General features: G+C 70.4%; 23 protein-coding genes and 1 pseudogene. 7 read left to right on the top strand and 17 right to left on the bottom strand.

The features are described 5' to 3' along the window. The 11 genes and pseudogenes from EHS43_RS47540 to EHS43_RS09290 all read right to left on the bottom strand — a co-directional run. Window positions 1-262 (bottom strand): Pro-rich N-terminal domain-containing protein (locus EHS43_RS47540; protein ID WP_260470452.1); only part of this gene is annotated, 262 nt, incomplete at its 3' end. 288 nt (window positions 263-550) lie between these two features. After that, on the bottom strand, window positions 551-1,642 hold the full coding sequence (aroB, locus tag EHS43_RS09340) for a 3-dehydroquinate synthase (RefSeq protein WP_125190057.1): 1,092 nt from the start codon (window positions 1,640-1,642) through the stop codon (window positions 551-553). Continuing rightward, window positions 1,639-2,151, bottom strand: coding sequence for a shikimate kinase (locus EHS43_RS09335; protein ID WP_125190056.1), 513 nt, complete (start codon window positions 2,149-2,151; stop codon window positions 1,639-1,641). The genes aroB and EHS43_RS09335 overlap by 4 nt, the downstream gene beginning before the upstream one ends. Beyond that, window positions 2,148-3,332 (bottom strand): chorismate synthase, encoded by a 1,185-nt coding sequence (gene aroC / locus EHS43_RS09330; protein ID WP_125190055.1) that lies wholly within the window; start codon window positions 3,330-3,332, stop codon window positions 2,148-2,150. Before aroC ends, EHS43_RS09335 begins: the two co-directional genes overlap by 4 nt. Window positions 3,333-3,504: 172 nt before the next feature. Then, window positions 3,505-3,657, bottom strand: a pseudogene (locus tag EHS43_RS09325) (2Fe-2S iron-sulfur cluster-binding protein); the annotation flags it as partial. Between the two features lie 62 nt (window positions 3,658-3,719). Then, entirely contained in the window at window positions 3,720-4,559 is an 840-nt protein-coding gene (locus EHS43_RS09320; protein ID WP_125190054.1) for a shikimate dehydrogenase, read from the bottom strand. Continuing rightward, complete coding sequence (mltG, locus tag EHS43_RS09315) at window positions 4,540-6,270, bottom strand: endolytic transglycosylase MltG (RefSeq protein WP_125190053.1); 1,731 nt, start codon at window positions 6,268-6,270, stop codon at window positions 4,540-4,542. The genes EHS43_RS09320 and mltG overlap by 20 nt, the downstream gene beginning before the upstream one ends. 122 nt (window positions 6,271-6,392) lie before the next feature. Next, window positions 6,393-6,857 (bottom strand): Holliday junction resolvase RuvX, encoded by a 465-nt coding sequence (gene ruvX, locus EHS43_RS09305; RefSeq protein WP_031056400.1) that lies wholly within the window; start codon window positions 6,855-6,857, stop codon window positions 6,393-6,395. Next, a complete protein-coding gene (gene alaS, locus EHS43_RS09300) occupies window positions 6,857-9,529 on the bottom strand; it encodes an alanine--tRNA ligase (RefSeq protein ID WP_125190052.1) in 2,673 nt (890 codons plus the stop codon). The genes ruvX and alaS overlap by 1 nt, the downstream gene beginning before the upstream one ends. Further along, on the bottom strand, window positions 9,529-9,870 hold the full coding sequence (locus EHS43_RS09295) for a hypothetical protein (protein WP_125190051.1): 342 nt from the start codon (window positions 9,868-9,870) through the stop codon (window positions 9,529-9,531). Before EHS43_RS09295 ends, alaS begins: the two co-directional genes overlap by 1 nt. 10 nt (window positions 9,871-9,880) lie before the next feature. Continuing rightward, a complete protein-coding gene (locus EHS43_RS09290; protein ID WP_107064325.1) occupies window positions 9,881-10,318 on the bottom strand; it encodes a DUF948 domain-containing protein in 438 nt (145 codons plus the stop codon). A 152-nt stretch (window positions 10,319-10,470) separates the two neighbouring features. Between EHS43_RS09290 and EHS43_RS09285 the strand changes: the two genes are divergently transcribed. Beyond that, window positions 10,471-12,633, top strand: a complete 2,163-nt coding sequence (locus EHS43_RS09285; protein ID WP_185806179.1) for an AAA family ATPase — start codon at window positions 10,471-10,473, stop codon at window positions 12,631-12,633. A gap of 30 nt (window positions 12,634-12,663) precedes the next feature. On the opposite strand, the gene rpsD is transcribed toward EHS43_RS09285, so the two are convergent. The 3 genes from rpsD to EHS43_RS09270 form a co-directional block, all read right to left on the bottom strand. Continuing rightward, on the bottom strand, window positions 12,664-13,278 hold the full coding sequence (rpsD, locus tag EHS43_RS09280; RefSeq protein ID WP_020138086.1) for a 30S ribosomal protein S4: 615 nt from the start codon (window positions 13,276-13,278) through the stop codon (window positions 12,664-12,666). Between the two features lie 297 nt (window positions 13,279-13,575). Then, window positions 13,576-14,931 (bottom strand): replication-associated recombination protein A, encoded by a 1,356-nt coding sequence (locus tag EHS43_RS09275; protein WP_125190049.1) that lies wholly within the window; start codon window positions 14,929-14,931, stop codon window positions 13,576-13,578. Window positions 14,932-14,989: 58 nt separating this feature from the next. Beyond that, complete coding sequence (locus EHS43_RS09270; RefSeq protein ID WP_125190048.1) at window positions 14,990-15,652, bottom strand: vitamin K epoxide reductase family protein; 663 nt, start codon at window positions 15,650-15,652, stop codon at window positions 14,990-14,992. Window positions 15,653-15,797: 145 nt separating this feature from the next. Between EHS43_RS09270 and EHS43_RS09265 the strand changes: the two genes are divergently transcribed. The 4 genes from EHS43_RS09265 to EHS43_RS09250 are packed head-to-tail and all read left to right on the top strand — an operon-like array spanning window position 15,798 to window position 19,328. Then, the gene (locus EHS43_RS09265; protein ID WP_125190047.1) at window positions 15,798-16,664 is read left to right on the top strand and encodes an ABC transporter ATP-binding protein; all 867 of its coding nucleotides are present in this window, start codon (window positions 15,798-15,800) and stop codon (window positions 16,662-16,664) included. Then, on the top strand, window positions 16,661-17,506 hold the full coding sequence (locus EHS43_RS09260) for an ABC transporter permease (RefSeq protein ID WP_125190046.1): 846 nt from the start codon (window positions 16,661-16,663) through the stop codon (window positions 17,504-17,506). The genes EHS43_RS09265 and EHS43_RS09260 overlap by 4 nt, the downstream gene beginning before the upstream one ends. After that, window positions 17,503-18,705 (top strand): sensor histidine kinase, encoded by a 1,203-nt coding sequence (locus tag EHS43_RS09255; protein WP_125190045.1) that lies wholly within the window; start codon window positions 17,503-17,505, stop codon window positions 18,703-18,705. The genes EHS43_RS09260 and EHS43_RS09255 overlap by 4 nt, the downstream gene beginning before the upstream one ends. After that, complete coding sequence (locus EHS43_RS09250; RefSeq protein ID WP_125190044.1) at window positions 18,702-19,328, top strand: response regulator transcription factor; 627 nt, start codon at window positions 18,702-18,704, stop codon at window positions 19,326-19,328. Before EHS43_RS09255 ends, EHS43_RS09250 begins: the two co-directional genes overlap by 4 nt. Window positions 19,329-19,437: 109 nt before the next feature. Here EHS43_RS09250 and hisS read toward each other — a convergent pair whose 3' ends face one another. Both hisS and EHS43_RS09240 read right to left on the bottom strand, forming a co-directional pair. Beyond that, entirely contained in the window at window positions 19,438-20,700 is a 1,263-nt protein-coding gene (gene hisS, locus EHS43_RS09245) for a histidine--tRNA ligase (RefSeq protein ID WP_125190043.1), read from the bottom strand. An 11-nt stretch (window positions 20,701-20,711) separates the two neighbouring features. Next, window positions 20,712-21,434 (bottom strand): MBL fold metallo-hydrolase, encoded by a 723-nt coding sequence (locus tag EHS43_RS09240; RefSeq protein WP_125190042.1) that lies wholly within the window; start codon window positions 21,432-21,434, stop codon window positions 20,712-20,714. Window positions 21,435-21,614: 180 nt separating this feature from the next. On the opposite strand from EHS43_RS09240, the gene EHS43_RS09235 reads away from it, so the two are divergent. Both EHS43_RS09235 and EHS43_RS09230 read left to right on the top strand, forming a co-directional pair. Then, a complete protein-coding gene (locus EHS43_RS09235) occupies window positions 21,615-22,433 on the top strand; it encodes a peptidylprolyl isomerase (RefSeq protein WP_125190041.1) in 819 nt (272 codons plus the stop codon). Window positions 22,434-22,568: 135 nt separating this feature from the next. Further along, window positions 22,569-23,798 carry a DUF349 domain-containing protein gene (locus tag EHS43_RS09230; protein WP_125190040.1) on the top strand — a complete coding sequence of 410 codons (1,230 nt, stop codon included), beginning with the start codon at window positions 22,569-22,571 and terminating at the stop codon, window positions 23,796-23,798. 57 nt (window positions 23,799-23,855) lie between these two features. On the opposite strand, the gene EHS43_RS09225 is transcribed toward EHS43_RS09230, so the two are convergent. Further along, window positions 23,856-26,245 (bottom strand): bifunctional (p)ppGpp synthetase/guanosine-3',5'-bis(diphosphate) 3'-pyrophosphohydrolase (locus EHS43_RS09225; protein ID WP_260470451.1); only part of this gene is annotated, 2,390 nt, incomplete at its 5' end.

The following is a 26,245-nucleotide window of genomic DNA, read 5'->3' as shown; positions in this document are numbered from 1 at the left end:
GCACATGGCCGGAGGTGTCCGGCACCGGCCCCGGCCCCGGAGAGTGCTGCGGGGCGGGCGGCACCTGGGAGTGCGGCGGCGTCGGCGGTACGGCGGCCGGGACGAAGCCCGGTGCCGACGGCGGTGGGGGCACCGGGGCGGAGCCCTGGTGCGCACCCGGGTGATGCCCTCCCGGGTGATGTGCGGCCGGCGACCAGCCGGCGGCCGGTCCGTGCCCCGGCTGATGGGGCGGCGGCAGCGGAGAACCCACTGCGTGCTGCATCCGGTGCCACTCCGTCTCGTCTTTTTCGGCTCGCTCGCCCCGGGGCACTCGCGTCACGGTCGAACGTCCGGGCGGGCACGGCCCGAAGACCCTGCCCGCTCGTACCGTCGTCTGCGACGCGCCCTCCGGCTCACTCGCGTCAGGCTGATCGGCGCTGGTTACGGGGTGGTGCATACCCCGTTCGCCCTCGAACGGTACCGCCCCCGGCCCACGTTTGGTGAAACGGCCGGGGGCGCCCCGAAGTGCCCCTGGCGCAAGGCGAATCAGGCGGAACGCCCGTCGCGGGACTTACTGGCCGACCTCGCCGTACGCGGCGAGCAGAACGGCCGGGTCGGGGCCCTCCAGGACGGTGGGCTTGCCCAGTCCGTCGAGGACGATGAACCGCAGCAGGTTGCCGCGGGACTTCTTGTCGACCTTCATGGTCTCCAGGAGCTTGGGCCACTGGTCGTAGCGGTAGTGCAGCGGCAGGCCGACCGACTCCAGGACCGTACGGTGGCGGTCGGCGGTCGCGTCGTCCAACCGCCCTGCCAGACGGCCCAGTTCGGCGGCGAAGTGCATGCCCACGGCGACCGCGGCGCCGTGCCGCCACTTGTACCGCTCGTTCTTCTCGATGGCATGGGCGAGCGTGTGGCCGTAGTTGAGGATCTCCCTGAGGCCCGACTCCTTGAGGTCGGAGGAGACCACCTCGGCCTTGACCCGGATCGAGCGCTCGATGAGCTCGGCGGTGTGCGGGCCCGCCGGGGTGCGCGCGGCCTCCGGGTCGGACTCGATGAGCTCCAGGATCTGCGGGTCGGCGATGAAGCCGGCTTTGATGATCTCGGCGAGCCCGGAGACGTAGTCGTTGACCGGCAGGGAGTCGAGTGCGGCCAGGTCGCACAGGACGCCGGCGGGCGGGTGGAAAGCGCCGACCAGGTTCTTGCCCTCGGCGGTGTTGATGCCGGTCTTGCCGCCGACCGCGGCGTCGACCATGGCCAGCACGGTGGTCGGGATCGCGATCCAGCGCACCCCGCGCAGCCAGGTCGCGGCCACGAACCCGGCCAGGTCGGTGGTCGCACCGCCGCCGACGCCGACCACGACGTCGGAGCGGGTGAAGCCGGACTGGCCCAGTGCCTTCCAGCAGTAGGCGGCGACCTCGGCGGTCTTGGCCTCCTCGGCGTTGGGGACCTGGATGGCGACGGCCTCGAAGCCCTGCTCGGCGAGGTCGGCGCGCAGCGCGTCCCCGGTGTCGGCGAGCGCCTCGGGGTGGACGACGGCGACCCGCTGGGCCTTCTCCCCCACCAACGAGCCCAGCTCACCCAGGAGTTGACGTCCCACCAGGACCTCGTACGGCTCGCTGCCCGCGGTGCCGCCGACCTGGATGCGCGTCACTGCCTCGCTCATGCTTCCTTCAACTCCAGTGCGTCCAGCGCGATTTCGGTGACTTCTTCGGGGGTGCGGCCGTCCGTGGCCACGACCGTCGTGGCCACCTCCTCGTACAGGTGGCGGCGGGCCTCCATGAGCTCGCGCCACTGCTTGCGCGGGTTGACCGCGAGCAGCGGACGCGCGGCGTTCAGGCCGGTGCGCTTGACCGCCTCCTCGACGTCCATGGAGAGGTAGACGACCCGCAGGCCGGCCAGCGACGCGCGGGTGCCGGCGTCCAGGACGGCACCGCCGCCGAGCGCGAGGACCCCCTCGTGCGAGGCCAGCGCGCGGGCCACCGCCTGCTTCTCGATCGCCCGGAAGGCCGTCTCGCCCTCGTCGACGAAGATCTCCGCGATCGCGCGGCCCTGCTCGGCGACGATGTCGTCGTCGGAGTCCCGGTACCCCACCCCGAGCCGTTCGGCCAGCAGCCGTCCGACGGTGGACTTGCCCACACCCATCGGACCGACGAGGACGACCACAGGGCTCATCGGATGGCCAGGTTGTCGAGGTAGGACCGCACGTTGCGGCGGGTCTCGGGGACGCTGTCGCCGCCGAACTTCTCCGCCACCGCGTCCGCCAGGACCAGCGCGACCATCGCCTCGGCGACGATGCCGGCGGCCGGGACCGCGGACACGTCGGAGCGCTGGTGGTGGGCCTGTGCGGCCTCGCCGGTGGTGACGTCCACGGTCTGCAGGGCCCGCGGGACGGTGGCGATGGGCTTCATCGCGGCCCGCACCCGCAGGAGCTCACCCGTGCTCAGGCCGCCCTCGGTACCGCCGGAGCGGCCGGAGACGCGCCGGATGCCCTCGGGGGTGTTCACGATCTCGTCGTGCGCCTTGGAGCCCGGCACCCGCGCCAGTTCGAAACCGTCGCCGAGCTCGACGCCCTTGATCGCCTGGATGCCCATCAGCGCTCCCGCGAGGCGGGCGTCCAGCTTGCGGTCCCAGTGCACGTGCGAGCCCAGGCCGACCGGCACGCCGTACGCCAGGATCTCCACGACCCCGCCGAGGGTGTCGCCGTCCTTGTGGGCCTGGTCGACCTCGGCCACCATCGCCTTCGAGGTGTCCGCGTCCAGGCAGCGCAGCGGGTCGGCGTCCAGCTTCTCGACGTCGGCCGGAGTCGGGTACACCCCGGCGGGGGCCTTGACCGAGCACAGCTCGACGACATGGCTGACGATCTCGATGCCGGTCGTCTCCTTCAGGTACGACCGGGCCACCGCGCCCAGCGCCACCCGGGCCGCCGTCTCCCGCGCGGAGGCGCGCTCCAGGATCGGCCGGGCCTCGTCGAAGCCGTACTTCTGCATGCCCGCGAGGTCGGCGTGGCCGGGGCGCGGGCGGGTCAGCGGGGCGTTGCGCGCGAGGCCCGCCAGGATCTCCGGGTCGATCGGGTCGGCCGACATGACCTGCTCCCACTTCGGCCACTCGGTGTTGCCCACCATGATCGCGACCGGGGAACCGAGCGAGAGACCGTGCCGGACACCGCCGAGGAAGGTGACCTGGTCCTGCTCGAACTTCATCCGGGCACCGCGGCCGTAGCCCAGCCGACGCCTCGCCAGGTGGTCCGCCACCAGCTCCGTGGTGATCGGCACGCCGGCGGGAAGGCCCTCCAGCGTCGCCACGAGTGCGGGACCGTGGGACTCCCCCGCGGTCAGCCAGCGCAACCTGCTCAACGGTGCTCCTCAGTGCTCGCGCCCTGGTACTGCCCTGCTTACGCGCGTCCTCGCGTACGGCAACGGCGCGACCAGGTGCGCGGCCCCGGCCCGCCACCTCCGATCCTCCCACGTTCGGCGGCGACGGCCGGTCACAGGTCCAGCAGACGGACGTCAGGGGCCCGGCGGGCGGTCACGCCATCCGCTGCGCCGCGCTCTTGATCGCCTCCCGGACGCGGAAGTACGTGCCGCACCGGCAGACGTCGGCGATCGCGTCGATGTCGGCGTCCGTGGGGTTCGTGGTGCGCTTGAGCAGGGCCACGGCGGCCATGATCTGTCCGGGCCGGCGGCAGGCGTGCCAGTACAGCGCTCTCACGCGACCCTCACGCACCACTGCTTCACCACGCGTCAGCGTGCGGCCAGCGCGTGCTCGCCCGCCTTGCGCATGGCGTCCACGGGCGCGGGCCGGAGGCCCGTCATCTGCTCGACCTGGAGCACCGCCTGGTGCACCAGCAGGTCGAGGCCGCTGATCACGGCTCCGCCGGTCATCGACCAGCGGGCCGCCAGTTCGGTCGGCCAGGGGTCGTAGAGCACGTCGAAGAGGGCCGCGGGGCGCTCCGGTACGGCGTGGGCGAGGGCGTCCGTCGCCCCGGCGGGGGTGGTGGCGATCACGAGCGGGGCCCGCAGGGCCTCGGCCGCGTCCGCCCAGCCCGCGGTGCGGACCTCGACGCCGAGGCGCTCGCCCCACTGCCGCATCTCGGCGGCCCGCGCCTCGCTGCGCACGTAGGCGACGACCTCGCCGGTGCAGATCCGGGCGAGCGCGGCGAGGGCCGAGGAGGCGGTGGCGCCGGCGCCGAGGATGGCCGCCGAGTCGACCTGCTCGATGCCCCGCTCCCGGAGGGCGGCGACCATGCCCGGGATGTCGGTGTTGTCACCGAGGCGGCGGCCGTCCTCGGTGCACACGACCGTGTTGACCGCCTCCACCGAGGCGGCCGTGTCGCTGATCCCGTCGAGCAGCGGGATGACCGCCCGCTTGAGCGGCATGGTCACCGACAGGCCGACCCACTCCGGACCGAGTTGCTCGACGAATCCGGGCAGCGCCGCCTCGTCGAGCTCGAACCGGTCGTACGACCAGCCCGTGAGTCCCAGTTCCTCGTAGGCGGCCCGGTGCAGGACCGGCGAGAGGGAGTGGGCGATGGGCTTGCCGAGAACGGCCGCCCGGCGGGCGTCAGTTGCCCGTGCTCTCATTGAACTTGTCCTTGAGCCGCAGGAATTCGGCGTGGGTCTTCGCGAATTCGGTCTTGTTCACACCGTCGGTCGCGACGAAGTAGTACCAGCCGTCCTTCGTCGGATTCAGCGCCGCCTTCAGCGCCGTCGCACCCGGGTTGTCGATCGGACCGGGCGGCAGACCCTTGTTGGTGTACGTGTTGTACGGGTTCTTGTTGCTCTTGATCTCCGATTCGGAGATGTTGATGTTGCTCTGGCCCTTCAGGTAATTGAAGGTCGAGTCGAACTGCAGCAGACCATAGGTCTCGGGGTTCGCGAGGTTGAGGCGGTTGTAGACCACTTCCGCCATCTTGCGGTAGTCGTCCTCGGTCTTTCCCTCCGCCTCGACGAGACTCGCGACGGTGATGACCTGGAGCGGGCCGTCCAGCTTCAGCGCCTTGGCCTTCGCCTCCAGGTCGTACTTGGCGTACTGCTCCGCGGCCTGGGTGACCATTTCCTTGAGCACGGCCTCGGGCTTCATGCCCTTGGCCGCCGGATAGGTACCCGGGTAGAGGAATCCTTCCAGCGGATCCTTGATGTCCTCGTTGTCGTTCGCCCAGTCCGGCAGGCCGAGACTCTTGTATTTCTGCTCGGCGATCTTCTTCGTGGTATCGGGACCGAGATCGAGTTTCTCGTCGATCGCCTTGTAGACGGTGACGTTGCGTTCGCCCGGGCGGACCAGCACGTTGTTCTGGCTCTTCGGGTCGAGCATCATCACGACGGCGCTCTCGGCGGACATCTCCTTCTTCAGCAGATAGGCACCGGCCTGGATCGTCTTCCCCTTGGGGTTCTGCTCCTGGGCGGAGACGAACGCGTCGACGCTCTTCACGACGCCCGCGTCCTTCAGCAGCCGGCCGATCGCGTACCCGCCCGCGCCCTTGGGGACCTGGACGGTGACCATCTCGCTCGTCCCGCCACCGGCGTAGTCCGGAGCCGCGCCGAAACGATTTTGGTAGAACTGGTACCCGAAGTAGCCGACGCCCGCGATGCCGCCGCCGAACACCAGCAGCACCACGAGACAGGCGCACCCGCTCTTGCGCTTCTTGGTCCCTTTGCCGCCCCGGGCCCGCCGGTCGCCGCGGCCGCTCTCCGGGTCGCCCGACTCGTCCTGCTCGTCGTCACCGCCCGCGAAGAAGGCGTGTTCGCCCTGGTCGGGGCCCGGGTCCCAGTCGGTCTGCGGTTCCGGCTCGGCACGCCGACGGCTCGGGGGCTCCGGCGGCGGGTAGGCGTCCGGGCCGCCGTAGTAGTCCTGCTGCTCGCCGTTGTAGGCGGCGGCCTGCTGACCGTAGGGGTCCTGCGGGTCGGCGGGGTAGGGGACCTGGGCCTGGGTCCCGGTCGCCCAGCCGTTGTTGTCGTACGAGTGCTGCTGACCCTGGTGCGCCTGCTGGTCGTACTGCTGCTGACCGTACTGCTGCTGGTCGTACGGGTGGTGGTACTGCTGGTGCTGGTCGTACTGGCCGTTGTGCTGCTGCGGGTACTGCTGCTGCGCCTGGCCATAGGCACCCTGCTGGGCGTCGCCCCAGCCACCGTTGTCGTACTGCTGCTGCGGCTGCTGCGGGTAGTGCTGCGGCTGGCCGCCGTAGGGGGACTGCTGACCCGCGTGGGCCTGCTGTCCCTCCCATCCACCGTCCCCGTACAACGGGTCCTCGGGATTCCACGGTTCGGAGCCTTCGCCCCGGCCATACTCAGTCATCGATCCCCTAGAGCCGCGAGGCGGCGGTCTCCTGCTTCCACGATCCGGCTCCCGCTCCGCCTCTTTCTGTGCGGTGACTGTTCGAATGTCGCCGCATCGCGCGGAACGTTACCGTATCGCGATCAGATGACCACTTCGACGCCCTCGCCGGGTGCTTTACCTGACACCCGTTCGGATTCCAGGGCCTGCTGGAGAATGATCACGGCTGCTGCCTGGTCGATGACCGATCTGCCCTTTTTGGATTTCACTCCGGACGCGCGCAGTCCCTGGCTCGCCGTCACGGTCGTCATCCGCTCGTCGACGAGCCTGACCGGTACGGGCGCGATCCCCCGGGCGAGCTCCTGGACGAAGCCGCGGACCTTCACGGCGGCCGGGCCCTCGCCCCCCTTGAGGGAGCGAGGGAGACCGACGACGACCTCGATCGGTTCGTACTCCTCGACCAGCTGCTTCAGCCGGCGCTGGGCCGCCGGGACGTCCCGGCCCGGGACGGTCTCGACCGGGGTGGCAAGGATCCCGTCGGGGTCGCACGAGGCGACCCCGATCCGGGCGTCCCCGACGTCGATCGCGAGTCTGCGGCCTCGGCGCATTACTTGGCCGTCTCCCCGACCGTGCGCTCCACGGCGTCCACGGCCTCACCGATCGCGGCCGGGTTCTGGCCGCCGCCCTGGGCGACGTCCGGCTTGCCGCCACCGCCGCCACCGAGGGTCTTGGCGGCCGTACGGACCAGGTCACCGGCCTTGAGACCGCGCTCGCGGGCGGCCTCGTTGGTGGCGATGACCGTCAGCGGCTTGCCGTTGTTGACGGTGAAGAGGGCCACGACGACGGCCCGGCCGCCCTGGATGCGGCCGCGCACGTCGAGGACCAGCTTGCGCAGGTCGTCCGGGGTGGTGCCGTCCGGGACCTGACCGGTGACGACGGCGATCCCGCGAACGTCCTTGGCGGACTCGGCGAGACCGGCGGCAGCCTGCAGGACCTTCTCGGCGCGGAACTTCTCGATCTCCTTCTCGGCGTCCTTCAGCTTGCCGAGCATGGCGGAGACCTTCTCCGGAAGCTCCTCCGGACGGCCCTTGATCAGCTCCTGGAGCTGGGCGACGACCGTGTGCTCACGGGCGAGGAAGTTGTACGCGTCGACACCGACGAGCGCCTCGATACGGCGGACACCGGAGCCGATCGACGACTCGCCGAGCAGCTTGACCAGGCCGAGCTGCGAGGTGTTGTGCACGTGGGTGCCGCCGCACAGCTCCTTGGAGAAGTCGCCGATGGTGACGACCCGGACGCGCTCGCCGTACTTCTCGCCGAACTCGGCGATGGCGCCCTGCTTCTTGGCCTCGTCGATGCCCATGACGTCGGCGCGGACGTCGAGGTCGCGGGCGAGCACCTCGTTGATCTTCTGCTCGACGTCGGTCATCACGGCCGTGGGAACCGCGGACGGGGAACCGAAGTCGAAGCGGAAGCGGCCGGGCTGGTTCTCGGAACCGGCCTGGGCGGCCGTCGGGCCGAGCGCGTCGCGCAGGGCCTGGTGGGTGAGGTGGGTGGCCGAGTGGGCGCGGGCGATGGCGGTACGGCGGCGGCTGTCGATGGAGGCGTGGGCCTTGGCCCCGACGGTCACCTCGCCGAACTGGACGACGCCCTTGTGGACGTAGACGCCCGGGACCGGCTTCTGGCAGTCGCGGATCTCGATGACGGCACCGGAGTCGACCTTGATCCGGCCGGTGTCGCCGATCTGGCCGCCGCCCTCGGCGTAGAACGGGGTGCGGTCCAGGACGATCTCGACCTCGTCGCCCTCGGTGGCGGCCGGGGAGGAGGCGCCGTCGACGAGGATGCCGACGATCGTGGACTCGCTCTCGGTGTCGGAGTAGCCGAGGAACTCGGTCTCGCCGGCCTGGTCGGCGATGGCACGGTAGGCACCCGCGCCGACGTGGCCGGTCTTCTTGCCCTGGGCGTCGGCCTTGGCGCGCTCCCGCTGCTCCTTCATCAGGCGGCGGAAACCGTCCTCGTCCACGGACAGGCCCTGCTCGGCGGCCATCTCCAGGGTGAGGTCGATGGGGAAGCCCCAGGTGTCGTGGAGCAGGAACGCCTTGTCGCCGGCGAGGACCTTGCCGCCGGCGGCCTTGGTCTCGGTGACCGCGGTGTCGAGGATGTTGGTGCCGGCCTTCAGCGTCTTGAGGAAGGCGTTCTCCTCGGCGACGGCGACCTTCTCGATGCGCTCGCGGTCGGTGACCAGCTCGGGGTACTGCTGGCCCATCATGGCGATCACGGTGTCGATCAGGTCGAGCACGACCGGACCGGTGGCACCGAGCAGGCGCATGTTGCGGATGGCGCGGCGCATGATGCGGCGCAGGACGTAACCTCGGCCCTCGTTGCCCGGGGTGACACCGTCACCGATGAGCATCACGGAGGTGCGCATGTGGTCGGTGACCACACGCAGGGACACGTCCGAGTCGTGGGCGTCGCCGTAGGCGACACCGGTCAGCTCGGTGGCCTTCTTGATGACGGCCATCGAGGTGTCGATCTCGTACATGTTCTGCACGCCCTGCAGGATCATCGCCAGGCGCTCGAGTCCGAGGCCGGTGTCGATGTTCTTGCTGGGGAGCTCGCCGAGGATCTCGAAGTTGTCCTTGCCGATGCCCTCGCCGCGCTCGTACTGCATGAAGACGAGGTTCCAGATCTCCACGTACCGCTCGTCGTTGACGGCCGGGCCGCCCTCGACGCCGAACTCGGGGCCGCGGTCGTAGTTGATCTCGGAACAGGGGCCGCAGGGTCCGGGGACGCCCATGGACCAGTAGTTGTCCTTCATGCCGAGGCGCTGGATGCGCTCCTTCGGCACGCCGACGACCTCGTGCCAGATGCGCTCGGCCTCGTCGTCGTCCTTGTAGACGGTGATCCAGAGCCGCTCCGGCTCCAGGCCGTAACCACCCTTGTCCTGGGGGCTGGTGAGCAGCTCCCAGGCGTACTTGATGGCGCCTTCCTTGAAGTAGTCGCCGAAGGAGAAGTTGCCGCACATCTGGAAGAACGTGCCGTGCCGGGTGGTCTTGCCGACCTCTTCGATGTCCGGCGTGCGCACGCACTTCTGGACACTGGTGGCACGGTCGAAGGGCGGCTTGACCTCACCCAGGAAGTAGGGCTTGAAGGGCACCATGCCGGCGGGGACCAGGAGCAGAGTCGGGTCGTCCGCGATGAGCGACGCCGAAGGGACGACGGTGTGCCCGCGCTCCTCGAAGAAGCTCAGCCAGCGGCGGCGAATCTCGGCCGACTCCATCAGTGGTCCTCATTCCGGTTGTACGAATGCGTCTTGTACGACTTCGTCGTGTACGTCGTGTTCTCGATGGCGGCGATGCGCCTGGGGGCGGGAAGCTCGGGATCCTCGCGGATTCCCAGGGCGTCCGTCAGCTCGGCCTCCCGCTGGGCCATGTTGTCGCGGACGTCGAGCGCGAAGCCGACCGCGCGGTCCTTGAGGCGGCCGCCCGTCTCGATCGCCTTGTTGGCCGCCGTGACGGCGAGGTTCTCGGGGGTCAGCTGCTTCAGCTTGCGGTTCACCTTGGTGGTGGCCCAGACACCCGCGGCCACGCCCGTGGAGAACCAGAAAGTACGGCGGAACATCTCTTGAGCCTCAGCCCTTCTTGCCTCGGCCCCGGGAAACCGTCCGGCCCACGATCACGGTACGCCGGGAGGATTTCGGGGGCACGTCGTCGTCCTTGCGGCCGCTGATCGCGCGGCGCACTCCGTAGCCGAAGGCCGCGACCTTGACCAGGGGGCCGCCGAAGGTGGAGGCGACGGTGGTGGACAGCGCGGAGGCGTTCGACGTGACCTCCTGGACGTCCGAGGCGATCGCGTCGACCCGCTCGATCTGGGTCTGCGCGGAGCGCACCGCGGTGGAGGCCTCGGCCAGCAGCGGGACGGCCTGATCGGTCACGTCCGCCACGAGCTTGGTGGTCGCCTTCAGCGTCTGGGCCAGCCTCGCCAGCGCGACGGCGAGGAAGGAGACCAGGATCGCCCAGAAGACGGCCACCAGGATCCCGGCAACCTCTCCACCGGACACTGTGTGCACCCGCTCCCTGAATACGTGCTGTCTATGGAAAAAGTCTCCGCCGAGCCTATCGCGCCGGGAACGGCGGTCCGCACCGGATCACCCCTCGCCCGCACCCGAGTTGTCCATGACGATTGTACGCAGTGCATACACTTCAGTACGCTCCGTGTTCCATGCGCAGTCATCAGCCCGACGGCACCGAGGTGCACGGCAATCTCCCGCTGGCGCTCGACGGCTTCGTGGGCCGGCACGCGGAACTCTCGGGGCTGACGCGGGCACTCGGCACCTCCCGGCTGGTGACGGTGACGGGCCCGGGCGGCATCGGCAAGTCACGGCTCGCGGCCCGGGCGGCGGGCGGCCGGTGCGCGCCGCCGGACGGGGTGTGGCGCGTGGAGCTGGCCGCCGTACGCGATGCGGAGTTGGTGGACTACGCGGTCATGGAGGCGCTGGGGCTGACGGACCACACCGCGCGGCCGCCGCGCGAGACGCTTCTGGCTCACCTGACGGGCCGTCACATCCTGCTGGTCCTCGACGGCTTCGAACATCTGGTGGACGCGTGCGCGGCCCTCGTCGTCGACCTGCTGGGGCGGGCGCCGACTCTGGCCGTTCTCGCCGTGGGACGCCGGCCGCTGGCCGTGGCCGGCGAGCAGGTCCTCGCGCTGGGCCCGCTGGGCGAGGACGAGGCCGTGGAACTGTTCGCGGAGCGGGCCGGGCGGCAGGGGGTGAGCACCGGCGACGATCCGGAGGTACGGGAGCTGTGCCGGCGCCTGGACGGCATTCCGCTGGCGATCGAGCTGGCCGCGGGGCGACTGGGGGCCCTGTCCCCCGGCCAGTTGCTGGAGCGGCTCGACGACCGGTTCCGGCTGCTGACGGGCGGCGGCCGGGACACCCTGCCCCGCCATCGGACGCTGCGCACGGCGATCGGCTGGAGCCATGAACTGTGCACGCCCGAGGAGCGGTTGCTGTGGTCGCGGCTGTCGGTGTTCGCCGGGCAGTTCGACCTGGAGGCCGCCGAGTACGTGTGCAGCGGCGGCGGTCTGCACTGCGACGACGTCCTCGACGTCCTGTCCGCGCTGCTCGCCCAGTCGGTGCTGGCCCGCGAGGAGACCGCGACCGGTGTGCGCTACCGGATGCTCGACGCGGTCCGGGCCTACGGCGCCGAGTGGCTGGAGGCGACGGGCGACGCGGTCCGGCTGCGCAGGCGGCACCGCGACTGGTACGTGGGCCTGGCGACCTGGTGCGAGCTGGACTGGTTCTCGCCGCGCCAGAACGAGGTGGCCGCGCGGATCGAGGCCGAATTGCCGAACCTGCGCTGCGCCCTGGAGTACTGCCTGACCGAACCGGACGGGGCGGAGCTGGCCCGGCATCTCGCGGGCTCCCTCTGGTTCTGCTGGGTGGGCTGCGGCCGGCTCTCGGAGGGGCGGCACTGGCTGGAGCGCAGCGTCGAACTGGAGCCGGGCCATGAGCACACCCGGCTGAAGGCGCTGTGGGTCCTCGGTTATGTGGCGATCCTCCAGGGCGACACCGTGGCGGCGCTCGCCGCGCTGCACGAGTGCCGCGAGGAGGCGGAACGGTCACGGAACGCGACGGCCCTGGCGTACGCCGAGCACCGCACCGGCTGTCTGGCGCTCGTCTCGGACGACATGCCCCGCGCGGAGCGGCTGCTGCGCTCGTCGCTGGCGCGCTACCAGGAGATCGGCGAGCTCAACAGCAACGTGCTGATGGCCCAGGTCGAGCTGGCGATGGCCCGGGCCTTCCTGGGCGATCTGCCGGAGGCGGTGCGCCGGTGCGAGGACGTGCGCCGGGTGTGCGAGGACCACGGCGAGCGGTGGGCGCGGTCGTACGCGCTGTACGTCCTGGCGTACGCGGCCTGGAGCGAGGGAGACACCGCACGCGCGCATGACCTGCTCACCGACTGTCTGAGCTGCGCGCACGCCTTCCACGACCTGCTGGGCTCGGTGCTGTCGATCGAACTCCTCGCCCTGGTCACAGTGGCCCGGGGCGACGCGGCCGAGGCCGCCGTGCTGCAAGGTGCCGCGGCCTCGCTGTGGCCGTCGGTGGGCCTGCCCCTGTTCGGTTCGGCCCACTACAACGCCCCGCACGCGCTGTGCGAGGCGACGGCCCGGGGCCGGCTGGGCGACGAGCGCTACGAGGAGTGCGTACGACGGGGACGGGCGCTGGGGCGGGAGGCCGCGGTGGCCCGGGCACTGGGCCGCGCACGGGCGCTCGACGGGCTGCCGGCGCCGCGGGGTTCCGTCCGGCACGGCGAAATGACCCCCGGCACGCAGCAGCCCGCCGCCTCGCCCACCCGGAAGGGCGGGGAGACGGCGGGCTGAGGTGGTGCGGGTGCTACGGCCTGCCGTTGATCAGCGGGCGTAGTACTCGACGACGAGCTGCTCGTCGCAGATCACCGGGATCTCCTTGCGGTTCGGCTCACGGTCCAGGCGGAACGCCAGGGCGCCGAGGTTCACCTGGAGGTAGCGCGGGGTCTCACCGTCGGGGGCGAAGCCACCGGCACGGGCGACCTCGAACAGCGTCTTGCTGCGGCTGCGCTCGCGGACCATCACGACGTCGTCGGGACGGACGCGGAAGGACGGCTTGTCGACCTTCTGACCGTTGACCTCGATGTGGCCGTGGACGACCATCTGGCGGGCCTGGTAGATCGTGCGGGCGATGCCCGAACGCAGGACCAGCGCGTCGAGACGACGCTCGAGCTCGATGATCAGGGCCTCACCGGTCTTGCCCTGAACCTTGGAGGCACGCTCGTAGGCGCGGACGAGCTGACGCTCGGACACGTCGTACTGCGCACGCAGACGCTGCTTCTCCAGCAGACGGACCTTGTAGTCCGAGTTCTGCTTGCGGCCACGGCCGTGCTCACCCGGGGGGTAGGGACGGGCCTCGAAGTACTTGACGGCCTTCGGGGTCAGCGCGATGCCGAGGGCACGCGACTTCTTGACCTTGGGGCGGGACTGGTTCGCCACTGCTTCTCTTTTCCTGGTTATCGGCTTGTCAGGGTGTTGAGGGAGGTCGCATCCGCAGCCGGGGAAACCCGCCGGGTCCACGTGGGACCTGGTGGGCAGCCGCTCCCCTGGTCTGGGCACATACGTGCAGCACGCGAGTGACCCACCGACCGGTCTCCCCCTGGGGCGAGTGGTGGTGGGTTGCCCGCGACACCATTCGAACGGTGCGCGACGCTCCTGGAGCCCCCTGAGGGGTTCCGGCTGACCGTCCCGTTCTGACAGCACGGGACACAGCACTTCGGGGATTCTACAGGCTGCTCAGGACCGCTTGCGACCGAGGTGCCTGCGGGTCCACTCCACGGCGTCCGCGTACCGGGCCTCGGCGCCGTGGCGGGTGGGTTCGTAGTACTCGCGGTCCTTGATGGCGTCCGGGGCGTACTGCTGCTCGGCGATGCCCTCGGGCAGGTCGTGCGGGTAGACGTACCCCTGCGCGTGGCCGAGCTTGGCGGCGCCCTTGTAGTGCCCGTCGCGCAGGTGCGCCGGCACCGGCCCGGCCAGCCCCTTGCGCACGTCCTCCATGGCGGCGCCGATCGCCGTGGTCGCGGCGTTGGACTTCGGGGCCAGGGCGAGGGCGATGGTGCAGTGGCTCAGCGTCAGCGCGGCCTCGGGAAAGCCGATCATGGCGACGGCCTGGGCGGCGGCCACGGCTGTCGGCAGGGCGTGGGGGTCGGCCAGGCCGATGTCCTCGCTGGCGGAGATCATCAGGCGGCGGGCGATGAAGCGGGGGTCCTCGCCGGCCTCGATCATGCGGGCCAGATAGTGCAGGGCCGCGTCGACGTCGGAGCCCCTGATGGACTTGATGAGGGCGCTGGCGACGTCGTAGTGCTGGTCGCCGTCGCGGTCGTACTTCACGGCCGCGCGGTCGACCGTCTCCTCCAGGGTGGTGAGGGAGATCTCCGGCTCACCCTTGTCGAGGGCGGCCCCGGCGGCCGCCTCCAGGGCGGTCAGGGCGCGGCGGGCGTCGCCCCCGGCGATCCGCAGGAGGTGGTCCTCGGTGTCCTCGGGGAGAGCGACGGCGTCCTTCAGGCCGCGCTCGTCGCTCAGGGCCCGCTTCAGGAGCCCTCTGAGGTCGTCGTCCGTGAGGGGTTCGAGGGTCAGCAGCAGCGAGCGGGACAGCAGCGGGGAGATGACCGAGAAGTAGGGGTTCTCGGTGGTCGCCGCGATCAGGGTCACCCAGCGGTTCTCGACCGCGGGGAGCAGGGAGTCCTGCTGGGCCTTGCTGAAGCGGTGGATCTCGTCGAGGAAGAGGACGGTCTCCTTGCCGAAGCCACCGGTGGCCCGGCGGGCGCCGTCGATGACCGCCCGGACCTCCTTGACGCCCGCGGTGATCGCGGAGAGCTCCACGAAACGCTTGTTGGTCGCCTTGGAGACAACGTAGGCCAGGGTCGTCTTGCCGGTGCCGGGCGGGCCCCAGAGGATCACCGAGGAGGGCCCGGCGGGACCGCCGCTGCCCTCGCCGACCAGCCGGCGCAGCGGTGAGCCCGGCTTGAGCAGGTGCTGCTGGCCCACGACCTCGTCGAGGGTGCGCGGGCGCATCCGGACCGCCAGGGGGCTGCCGGCCGGGTCCTTCTCCTGGCGCTCTTCCGCCGCCGCGGTGAACAGATCGGGCTCCACGTTCAAAACCCTATGTCACCGCACTGACAACACCGTCGGGCTGCCGGTCGGGGGCCCGTCAGGCCCAGAGGCTGCTGCCCCAGCGGGTCAGGATCATCATCGCGATGATGCCGCAGTGCGTGACCGGCAGGACCCAGGTGAACTCGGCAAAAAAGCGCTTGAGCCAGCCCGGGGACGGCAGGAAGCCGTTGCGGACGTTGAAGGAGGTGACATACCAGAACATGGTGATCGTGGCGACCCAGGCCAGCGAGCACCACAGGCACAGCGCGTTGATCCGGTACAGCGACTGGAACTGCAGCCAGGTGACGAAGCACACGCCGAAGAGCGTGCCGAAGTTGAAGGTGAGCCAGTACCAGCGCGGGAAGGTGGCGCGGGCCAGCAGGCTCATGCCGACGCAGATCACGATGCCGTAGGCGACCAGGCCCAGCATCGGGTTGGGGAACCCGAAGGCGGCGGCCTGCTTGCTCTCCATCACGCTGCCGCAGGAGATGATCGGGTTGAGGGAGCAGCTCGGCGTGAACGTCTTGCCGCTGACCTTGCCCTCGAGGATCTTGAACTTGTCGATCGTGATGATCCACGCGGCGAGCAGTCCGGCGGCGCCGGTGATCACCAGCAGCAGCGCGAAGGCCCGGCTGCCGCCCACCGTCCGGGGCGCGGCGTCGGCGCTCGGCGACGAGGGCTCGGGCTCCGTGGAGACGTCTTTCACTGTGGTCTTGCTCATCACGCCGATCCGTCTGCTTGAGAGTTGGACCTTCTTCTGGCAGGGGCCATTGTGCCGCACGGGGAGGCTTGTCCACCGTTCGGTGGACATAAGGAAGTACGCACGGTCGTCCCCGAGCGTTCGGTTCCGGCCGAGCCTCGTGGACATGACCACACACGCGGACGAACTCGCTGTGGACGTTCGAGGGCTGCGCAAGCGGTACGGCGACGTCACCGCGGTCGACGGGATCGATCTCGGCATCCGCACGGGCGAGGTGTTCGGCCTGCTCGGACCCAATGGCGCGGGCAAGAGCACCACGGTGGAGATCCTCCAGGGCAACCGGGACCGGGACGCGGGCGAGGTGTCCGTGCTCGGCGCGGACCCGGCGCACGGCACGCGCGTGTGGCGATCCCGGGTGGGAATCGTCTGGCAGGACGAATCCGCGCCCGCCGAGTTGACGGTCGCGGAGACCGTGCGGCATTTCGCCCGCTACTACCCGCGGCCCCGGGACCCCGAAGAGGTCATCGCCCTGGTGGGTCTGGAGGCCAGGGCGGGCAGCCGGATCAAGGCCCTGTCGGGCGGTCAGCGGCGGCGCCTGGACGTGGCGCTGGGCGTGATCGGAGGCCCCGAGCTGCTGCTCCTGGACGAGCCGACGACCGGTTTCGACCCGGCGGCCCGGCGTCAGTTCTGGGAGTTGATCCGCAAGCTGTCCGCCGAGGGCACGACGATCCTGCTCACCACGCACTACCTGGAGGAGGCCGAGGCCCTCGCCGACCGGCTGGCCGTGGTCTGCCGGGGCCGGGTCGTCGCCGAGGGCGAGCCGGCCGCGCTGCGGGAGCGGCACGGCACCGCCGCCACCGTCGAGTGGACCGGACCGGACGGCGCCCCGCGCGCGGAGCGCACCGACACCCCGACCAGGACGGTCGCCGACCTGACGCGCCGCTTCGACGGCGAGATCCCGGGGCTCCGGGTCCGCCGCCCCACGCTGGAGGACGTCTACCTCCGGCTCACCGGACAGGAGGACACGCGATGACCACGGCGGCGGCGAGGGATACCCACGGGCAGGTCCGGGTGCGCCTGCCGGGTGTCTGGGGGCTCGGGCTCCGGCGGGGCGCCCTGGAGCTCAGGCAGTTCTTCCGCCAGCGCGACCATGTCGTGTTCACCTTCGCCTTCCCGGTGGTCCTCCTGTTCCTGTTCGCGTCGATCTTCAGCGACGACGTGGAAGGGGCGGGCATCAAGGCCTCGCAGCTGTACGTACCGGCGATGATGGCCGCCGGCATCATGTCGACGAGCTTCCAGTCGCTCGGCGTCTCGATCGCCGTGGAGCGGGACGAGAAGGTGCTGCGCCGGCTGCGCGGCACCCCGATGCCGCCGGCGGCGTACTTCCTCGGCAAGATCTGGCTGGTTCTCGTCACCGGGGTCCTGGAGACGGCGATCCTGCTGCTCGTCGGCACCACGTTGTACGGCGTCCGGCTGCCGTCGGGGGCCGGCCGGTGGTTCGCCTTCGTCTGGATCTTCGTGCTCGGCCTCACGGCGTGCGCGCTGCTCGGCATCGCCGTCAGTTCGGTGCCCAAGTCCAGCAAGAGCGCGAGCTCCGTGGTCGTGCTGCCTTTCCTGGTCCTCCAGTTCATCTCCGGGGTGTACATCGCGATCGACACGATCCCCGGCTGGATGCTGAACATCGGGGCGCTGTTCCCGCTGAAGTGGATGTGCCAGGGGCTGCGCGGGGTGTTCCTGCCGGACTCGGCGCAGGTCCTGGAGCAGGCCGGTGACTGGGAGTTCGGGCGCACCGCCCTGGTGCTGGGGGCGTGGTGCGTCGGAGGATTGCTGTTGTGTCTGCTGACCTTCCGGTGGAAGAACCGGCGCGAGGGATGACCGGTCGGGCGGACGCCGGGGGCGCGTACTCCTGGGACCGTTCCTTCCGGCTCTGGGACAGCTACTTCGCGCTGATCTGGCTGGCCACCCTGGTGTTCGTACTGGGCACGGCCCGCCCCGGGTGGCCGGTGCGCGTCACCGCGGCAGCGCTGCTGGTGCCGCTGGTCCCGCTCTTCGTACGGGTCGGGCGTCCCCTGCTCCGGCAGGATCCGCCCGACGCGCGCGAGGCCCTGACCTACCTCGGCGCCATGATGGCGCTGTTCCTGCCCTCGGCGATCCTGGTCGGCGAGACCCGGCTGATGACCTTCGCGCTCGTGCCCCAGTGCTTCATGACGCTGCGGATGCGGTGGGCGCTGACCGCCGTGGCCGTGATCAACCTGGTGCCCGTGCTGGGCTGGGCCCTGGTGTGGTGGCCGAGTGACCAGGACGTCTTCTACAACGGCCTGTTCGCCGTCGTCACCCTGGTCTTCTCGGTGGCCGTGGGCAGCTATGTCGTGCGGATCATCGAGCAGAGTCAGGAACGGGCGGCCCTGATCGCCGAGTTGGACTCCAGCCGGCACGAGGTCGCGCGGCTGTCGGCGGCGCACGGGGCGCTGGCCGAGCGGGAGCGGATGGCCCGGGAGATCCACGACACCCTCGCGCAGGGCTTCACCAGCCTGCTGATGCTCGTCCAGGCCGTGGAGGCCGAGCTCGACCACGACGTCCCGCAGGCCCGGCGCCATCTGGCCCTGATGGACGAGACGGCCCGGCTGAACCTCGCCGAGGCACGGGCCCTGGTCGCCGGCGGCGCTCCAGCCGACCTGGACGGCGCGACGCTGCCGGACGCGCTGCGCCGGCTGGCGGCCCGGCAGTCCGCGTCGCTGGAGGTGACCGGCTGCGTACGGCCGCTGCCCGCGGGGCCGGAGGTGGCGGCACTGCGCGCCTGCCAGGAGGCCCTGTCCAACTGCCGTAAGCATGCGGGGAGTTCGGCGAGCGTGCACATCGCACTCGCGTACTCCGACGAGACCCTCACCCTGTCCGTGCGCGACGACGGCTGCGGCTTCGACCCGAGGACCGCGACCGGCGGCTACGGTCTGCCGGGGCTGCGGGCCCGCGTCACCGAGGGCGGCGGCACGGCCGAGGTGGGCAGCGCGCCCGGCGAGGGCACGACGATCACCCTACGGCTGCCCGTCCCACCCCCGAGGAGCTGCCCACCATGATCCGGATCATCCTTGCCGACGACCACCCCGTCGTACGCGAGGGCCTGCGGGCGATGCTGAGCGCCGAGCCGGATCTCGACGTGGTCGCGGACGCGTCGAACGGGCCGCAGGCCGAGGCTCTGGCGGCGGAACTCCGGCCGGACATCGTGCTGATGGACCTGCGGATGCCGGGCGGCCCGGGCGTCGAGTCGATCGTGCGGATGACGGAGGCCGGTCTGCCCTGCCGGGTGATCGTCCTGACCACGTACGAGACGGACCGGGACATCCTGCGGGCCGTGGAGGCGGGTGCGGCGGGCTATCTCCTGAAGGACCTGCCCCGCGGCCAGCTGGCGGAGGCGGTACGCCGGGCGGCGCGCGGGGAGACCGTGCTGGCCCCGTCGGTCGCGGCACGGCTGGTCGACCAGCTGCGCACCAGGCCGGAGCGGCCCCGCCTGTCCTCCCGTGAGACGGCGGTGCTCCGGCTGGTGGCCGAGGGCTGTACCAACGCCGAGATCGGGCGTCGGCTCTTCATCGGGGAGTCGACGGTCAAGACCCACTTGCTACGCGTCTTCGGGAAACTCGACGTCGATGACCGAACCGCCGCCGTGACCAACGCCATGCGCCACGGCCTGCTCGACCCATGACCGGACCCGCCGCCTGCTGCACAGACGCGGAGATCTTCGCCGAGTCGGGTGTGGCCGACCGCACGGCAGCCGTCGCCAGTGCCGTGCGGTTCGACCTCCTGGACCGACCTCAGCCCAGCCTCGACTCCAGCTCCGCCACGATCTCGTTGACCCCGATCGCCGACTGCTCCCCGGACTCCATGTCCTTGAGCTGTACGACGCCCTCGGCGAGGTCGCGTTCACCGGCCACGATCGTGTAGCGGGCGCCGCTGCGGTTGGCGTTCTTCATGGCGCCCTTGAGGCCCTTGCCGCCGTAGGAGAAGTCCGCCGCGATGCCCAGCCTGCGCAGCTCGTTGACCTTCGTGAACAGGATCCGGCGGGCGTCCTCCCCCAGCGGCACCGCGAACACGCTGGTGGTGGAGGGGAGTTCGAGCTCGACGCCCTCCGCCTCCAGGGCGAGGACCGTGCGGTCGACGCCCAGGGCCCAGCCGACGGACGGCAGCGCGGGGCCGCCGATCATCTCCGACAGACCGTCGTAACGGCCGCCGCCGCCCACCGCGGACTGGGAGCCCAGACCGTCGTGGACGAACTCGAAGGTCGTACGGGTGTAGTAGTCCAGGCCGCGCACCAGCTTGGGGTCGTCCTCGAAGGCCACGCCCGCCGCGGAGATCAGCTCACGGACCTCCTCGTGGTACGCCTTGCAGGCGTCGCAGAGGTAGTCCCGCAGGAGCGGGGCGTCGCCGAGCTGCTTCTGGACCGACTCGCGCTTGTCGTCGAGGACGCGCAGCGGGTTGATGTCCGCCCGGCGCAGGGTGTCCTCGTCGAGGTCGAGGCCGCGCAGGAAGTCCTGGAGCGCGGCCCGGTACACCGGCCGGCACTCCTTGTCGCCCAGGCTGTTGAGCAGGATGCGGAAGTTCCTGAGGCCCAGCGAGCGGTACGCCTGGTCGGCCAGGATGATCAGCTCGGCGTCCAGCGCCGGGTCCTCCGCGCCGATCGCCTCGGCGCCGACCTGCGAGAAGTGGCGGTAACGGCCCTTCTGGGGGCGCTCGTAGCGGTAGTACGAGCCGGAGTACCAGAGCTTGACGGGGAGGTTGCCGGCCTTGTGGAGGTTGGCCTCCAGCGCGGCCCGCAGTACGGAGGCGGTGCCTTCGGGGCGCAGGGCCAGCTTGTCGCCGCCCTTGGTCTCGAAGGCGTACATCTCCTTGGTGACGATGTCGGTGGACTCGCCGACCCCGCGCGCGAACAGCTCGACGCTCTCGAACCCGGGCGTCTCGATGTAGCCGTAGCCGGAGGTGCGCAGGGGGGCGGCGATCGCCTCGCGGACGGCCAGGTACTTGGCGCTGTCCGGCGGGATCAGGTCGTACGTGCCCTTGGGGGCCTGAAAGGTGCTCACGAAGTCTCTTGTCACATTCCTCGTCGGGGAGGGGTCTGCGGACCCGCTCCGCGCTCTTGGCGGCCTGCGGCCACCTGCCGCAGATACGGGTTGTTGGCGCGCTCCTGGCCGATGGTCGTCTGGGGGCCGTGGCCGGACAGCACCACGGTCGAGTCGTCGAGCGGCAGGCACACGCGGGCCAGCGAGTCGAGCATCTCGGCCATGTCACCGCCGGGCAGGTCGGTGCGTCCGATGGAGCCGGCGAAGAGAAGGTCCCCGGAGAAGAACACCGACGGAATGTCGGCCGTCTCCGGCATCCTGAAGGTCACCGACCCCTTGGTATGGCCCGGCGCGTGCGCGACGGACAGCTCCAGGCCCGCGAGCTCCAGCTTCGCGCCGTCGGTCAGCTCCTTGACGTCGTCCGGCTCCCCCACGGTGATCTCGCCCATGAGCGGCATCCCGATGGAACGTCCGAGACCCATCGACGGGTCCTCCAGCATGTAGCGGTCCTCGGGGTGGATCCAGGCCGGCACCCCGTGCGCTCCGCACACCGGGACGACCGAGGCCACATGGTCGATGTGGCCGTGCGTGAGGACGACGGCGACGGGCTTGAGCCGATGCTTTCTCAGCGCTTCCTCGACGCCTTCGGCGGCCTGATGGCCGGGGTCGATGATCACGCACTCCTCGCCGGCGGCGGGGGCGACGAGATAACAGTTCGTCCCCCAGGCCCCGGCGGGGAACCCGGCAATGAGCACGATCGTCCTCGGTTTGTGTCGGTACGGGCGGTCTTCCGGGCGGCTGCCCCAGTGGTCAGAGCCTACCGGCGCTGCCGATTCCTCAGCGAACCCATATACGGTACGGGGCACACGCAGACGGTCGGTTCATACGACACATGCGTGACGGTCGCCGGACGAGACGCATGAGGAGAGAACCCCGTGGTCACCCAGGAACAGCGGAAGCGGCAGCTCGCGCGGGAGAAGTTCTTGCGGCAGCAGCAGCGGCGCACGGCCGCGCGCCGCAGGGCCCGTGTGCGCAACTCCGTGATCGGGTCGGTGCTCGGCGTGATCCTGGTGGGCAGCCTGGCGCTCTACACGTCCGGGGTCCTCAAGGACGACGACAAGGCCAACGCGAGCGCGGAGGCGACCCCGAGCGCGGGCGCGACCAGCAAGGCGCCGGACCCGTGCGACAAGCCCGCCGCCGGCAAGGTCGAGACCCAGTCCTGGAAGAAGGAGCCGGCGCTGTCCATCGACAAGTCGGCGAAGTACACCCTGGACCTCGCCACCACCTGCGGCAAGATCGACATCGCGCTGAAGGCGTCGGCGGCCCCGCACACCGTGAACTCGTTCGACTTCCTCGCGAACAAGGGCTTCTTCGACCACACCAAGTGCCACCGGCTCACCACCAACGGCATCTACGTCCTGCAGTGCGGCGACCCGACGGGCTCCGGCAGCGGCGGACCGGGCTACACCATCCCGGACGAGAACCTGAAGGACAAGAGCCTCAAGAGCAACATCTATCCGGCGGGCACCGTCGCGATGGCGAACACCGGTCAGGCGCACACCGGGGGCAGCCAGTTCTTCCTCGTCTACCAGGACAGCCAGCTGCCGCCGAGCTACACCCCGTTCGGCACCATCTCGGAATCCGGTATGAAGGTGCTGAAGAAGATCGCCGCGGCCGGTGAGAGCACCGGAGCGGGCGACGGCGCGCCGAACGCGACCGTCGTGATCAACAAGGCGACCGTCACCAAATCCTGACCGTCAAGTGCGAAATTTCGGTCGCGCGGGATGCGGACAGGCCACCCGCCGGTCGCCTATGTTGGCCGTGACGAAACTGTGGACGATGCCCGGGGGCCCTGAAGCCTTCCGCAGGCATCATGTGGAGGAGGCGCTGTGAGCAGCGACCCGTGGGGCCGCGTCGACGAGACGGGGACCGTGTACGTGCGTACGGCCGACGGCGAGCAGGTCGTCGGTTCCTGGCAGGCGGGCTCCCCCGAGGAAGCCCTGGCCTACTTCGAGCGCAAGTACGAGGGCCTGGTTGTCGAGATCGGCCTCCTCGAGAAGCGAGTCAAGACCACCGATCTGTCGGCGAAGGACGCCCAGGCGGCCATCGACCACATCCGCGAGCAGGTCGACGCGCATCACGCGGTCGGCGACCTGGACGCGCTGAAGGTGCGGTTGGACAAGCTCGTGGAGACCGTCGACAAGCGTCGCGAGGAGCGCAAGCAGCAGCGCGCCAAGCAGTCCGACGAGGCCCGGCACGCCAAGGAGGCGCTGGTCGTCGAGGCGGAGGAGCTGGCCCAGTCCGACCAGTGGCGGGCCGCCGGTGAGCGGCTGCGCGCGCTGGTGGACACCTGGAAGGGTCTGCCGCGGCTGGACCGCAAGTCGGACGACGAGCTGTGGCACCGCTTCTCGCACGCCCGCTCGGCGTTCTCCAAGCGCCGCAAGGCGCACTTCGCGTCGCTGGACGCGCAGCGCGAGGAGGCCCGCAGGACCAAGGAGCGGCTGGTCGGCGAGGCCGAGGCGCTGTCCGGGTCCACGGACTGGGGCCCCACGGCCGCGCGCTACCGCGAGCTGATGGCCGAGTGGAAGGCCGCCGGACGCGCCCAGCGCGAGCACGAGGACGACCTGTGGAACCGCTTCCGCGGCGCCCAGGACGTGTTCTTCGCCGCCCGCAGCTCGGTCTTCGCCGAGCGGGACGCCGAGCAGACCGAGAACCTCAAGCTGAAGGAGGAGCTGGCCGAGGAGGCCGAGAAGCTCCTGCCGATCGGCGACCTGAAGAGCGCCCGCGCCGCCTTCCGCGCGATCAACGAGCGCTGGGAGGCCATCGGCCACGTCCCGCGGGACGCCCGGCCGAAGGTCGAGGGCCGGATGCACTCCGTCGAGCGCGCTCTGCAGGAGGCCGAGGAGACCGAGTGGCGCCGGACCAACCCGGAGGCACGCGCGCGTGCCGCGGGTCTGACCGGCCAGCTCCAGGCCGCCGTGGACAAGCTCAAGGGCCAGATCGAGCAGGCCCGCGCGCAGGGCAACAACAGCAAGGCCGACAAGCTGGAGCGTGAGCTGGAGGGCCGCCAGGCGCTGCTGGACCAGGCGCTCAAGGGGCTGCAGGAGTTCGGCGGCTGACGACAGGGCCGTACACACGAAAGGGCCCCGGTTTCCCGGGGCCCTTTCGCATGGTCGCTACGACCGGTTCCGCGCCGAGGTCACGCGGTAGACGTCGTACACGCCCTCCACTCCCCTGACCGCCTTCAGGACGTGACCGAGGTGCTTCGGGTCGCCCATCTCGAAGGTGAAGCGGGAGGTGGCGACGCGGTCGCGGGAGGTCTGGACGGCCGCGGAGAGGATGTTGACGTGCTGGTCGGACAGCACGCGGGTGACGTCGGACAGGAGCCGCGAGCGGTCCAGGGCCTCGACCTGGATGGCGACCAGGAAGACCGAGGACTGGGTGGGGGCCCACTCGACCTCGAGGATGCGCTCGGGCTCGCGGGACAGTGACTCCACGTTGACGCAGTCGCTGCGGTGAACCGATACGCCACTGCCCCGGGTGACGAAGCCGATGATCGGATCGCCGGGGACGGGGGTGCAGCAGCGGGCCAGCTTGACCCACACGTCCTCGACGCCCTTGACGATGACACCCGGGTCGGCGTTGGTGCGCCGCTTGCGGCCGCGGCCGCGGGTCGGCGGGACCGACTCGTCGATCTCCTCGGTGGCCGCCTCCTCGCCGCCGAGCGCCTGGACCAGCTTCTGCACGATGTTCTGCGCGGAGACATGGCCCTCGCCGATCGCCGCGTACAGCGCGGAGATGTCGGAGTACCGCATCTCGTGGGCGAGCGTGACGAGGGAGTCGCCGGTGAGGATGCGCTGGATCGGCAGGTTCTGCTTGCGCATCGCGCGGACGATGGCGTCCTTGCCCTGCTCGATGGCCTCGTCGCGGCGCTCCTTGGAGAACCAGGCGCGGATCTTGTTGCGGGCCCGCGGTGACTTGACGAAGTTCAGCCAGTCCCGGGACGGTCCGGCCCCGGGCGCCTTGGACGTGAAGACCTCCACGAGGTCGCCGTTGTCCAGGGTGGATTCCAGCGGCACGAGGCGGCCGTTGACGCGGGCTCCTATGGTGCGGTGGCCCACCTCGGTGTGCACCGCGTACGAGAAGTCCACCGGGGTGGCCCCGGCCGGCAGCGCTATGACGTCACCCTTGGGTGTGAAGACGAAGACCTCGTTGCGGGAGAGATCGAAGCGCAGGGACTCCAGGAACTCGCCGGGGTCCTCGGTCTCCTTCTGCCAGTCCAGGAGCTGACGCAGCCACGCCATGTCGTTGAGGTGGTCGTCCTTGCCGGTGGTCCTCGGCTGGTCCGAGCGGACCTTGGAGGTACCGGCGACGGCCTCCTGCTTGTACTTCCAGTGCGCGGCGATGCCGTACTCGGCGCGGCGGTGCATGTCGAAGGTGCGGATCTGCAGTTCGACGGGCTTGCCGTTGGGCCCGATGACCGTCGTGTGGAGCGACTGGTACATGTTGAACTTGGGCATCGCGATGTAGTCCTTGAACCGCCCCGGAACCGGGTTCCAGCGGGCGTGGACGGTGCCCAGGGCCGCGTAGCAGTCGCGGACGGTGTCCACCAGGACGCGGATGCCGACCAGGTCGTAGATCTCCGCGAAGTCACGGCCACGGACGATCATCTTCTGGTAGACGCTGTAGTAGTGCTTCGGGCGGCCGGTGACGGTGGCCTTGATCCGGGCCGCGCGCAGGTCGGACTGCACCTCGTCGGTCACTATGGCCAGGTACTCGTCACGCTTCGGAGCCCGCTCGGCCACCAGCCGTACGATCTCGTCGTACATCTTGGGGTAGAGGATCGCGAAGGCGAGGTCCTCCAGCTCCCACTTGATGGTGTTCATGCCCAGGCGGTGGGCGAGCGGCGCGTAGATCTCCAGCGTCTCGCGCGCCTTCTTCTCCTGCTTCTCGCGCTTGAGGTAGCGCATGGTGCGCATGTTGTGCAGGCGGTCGGCGAGCTTGATGACCAGGACGCGGGGGTCCTTGGCCATGGCCACGACCATCTTGCGCACGGTCTCGGCCTGCGCGGCCTCGCCGAACTTGACCTTGTCCAGCTTGGTGACGCCGTCGACGAGCAGGGCGACCGAGTCGCCGAAGTCGCGGCGGAGCTGGTCGAGGCCGTACTCGGTGTCCTCGACGGTGTCGTGCAGCAGCCCGGCCATGAGGGTCGCGGGGTCCATGCCGAGTTCGGCGAGGATCGTGGTCACCGCGAGCGGGTGCGTGATGTACGGGTCGCCGCTCTTGCGCTTCTGGCCGCGGTGCCAGCGCTCGGCGACCTGGTAGGCCTTCTCGATCTGGCGCAGGGTCGCCGTCTCGATCTTCGGGTCGTTGCTGCGCACTATCCGCAGCAGGGGCTCCAGGACCGGGTTGTACGGGTTGGAGCGCTGGACGCCGAGGCGGGCGAGGCGGGCGCGGACGCGGTTGGAGGAACCGGTGCGGGCGGGCTGGCCGGTGTTCACCCGGGCCGCCGGGGTCGCCGACGGGGCGGCGGTGAAAGGCTTGGCGACCCAGTCCGAAAACGCGT

It is taken from the genome of Streptomyces sp. RP5T (assembly GCF_003933965.1).
Taxonomy (GTDB): domain Bacteria; phylum Actinomycetota; class Actinomycetes; order Streptomycetales; family Streptomycetaceae; genus Streptomyces.
Note: the sequence above shows the minus strand (reverse complement) of the source record. Positions and strands in the feature narration are given on the sequence as shown.

Excerpts from the sequence above, each read along its gene's own strand:
- EHS43_RS09270 (WP_125190048.1), bottom strand. The coding sequence starts at position 15,652 with ATGAGCAAGACCACAGTGAAAGACGTCTCCACGGAGCCCGAGCCCTCG.
- mltG (WP_125190053.1), bottom strand. The coding sequence starts at position 6,270 with ATGACTGAGTATGGCCGGGGCGAAGGCTCCGAACCGTGGAATCCCGAG.
- EHS43_RS09260 (WP_125190046.1), top strand. The coding sequence starts at position 16,661 with ATGACCACGGCGGCGGCGAGGGATACCCACGGGCAGGTCCGGGTGCGC.
- EHS43_RS09285 (WP_185806179.1), top strand. The coding sequence starts at position 10,471 with ATGCGCAGTCATCAGCCCGACGGCACCGAGGTGCACGGCAATCTCCCG.
- EHS43_RS09265 (WP_125190047.1), top strand. The coding sequence starts at position 15,798 with ATGACCACACACGCGGACGAACTCGCTGTGGACGTTCGAGGGCTGCGC.
- EHS43_RS09255 (WP_125190045.1), top strand. The coding sequence starts at position 17,503 with ATGACCGGTCGGGCGGACGCCGGGGGCGCGTACTCCTGGGACCGTTCC.
- EHS43_RS09250 (WP_125190044.1), top strand. The coding sequence starts at position 18,702 with ATGATCCGGATCATCCTTGCCGACGACCACCCCGTCGTACGCGAGGGC.
- ruvX (WP_031056400.1), bottom strand. The coding sequence starts at position 6,857 with ATGCGCCGAGGCCGCAGACTCGCGATCGACGTCGGGGACGCCCGGATC.
- EHS43_RS09335 (WP_125190056.1), bottom strand. The coding sequence starts at position 2,151 with ATGAGCCCTGTGGTCGTCCTCGTCGGTCCGATGGGTGTGGGCAAGTCC.
- alaS (WP_125190052.1), bottom strand. The coding sequence starts at position 9,529 with ATGGAGTCGGCCGAGATTCGCCGCCGCTGGCTGAGCTTCTTCGAGGAG.
- EHS43_RS09295 (WP_125190051.1), bottom strand. The coding sequence starts at position 9,870 with ATGTTCCGCCGTACTTTCTGGTTCTCCACGGGCGTGGCCGCGGGTGTC.
- EHS43_RS09320 (WP_125190054.1), bottom strand. The coding sequence starts at position 4,559 with ATGAGAGCACGGGCAACTGACGCCCGCCGGGCGGCCGTTCTCGGCAAG.
- aroB (WP_125190057.1), bottom strand. The coding sequence starts at position 1,642 with ATGAGCGAGGCAGTGACGCGCATCCAGGTCGGCGGCACCGCGGGCAGC.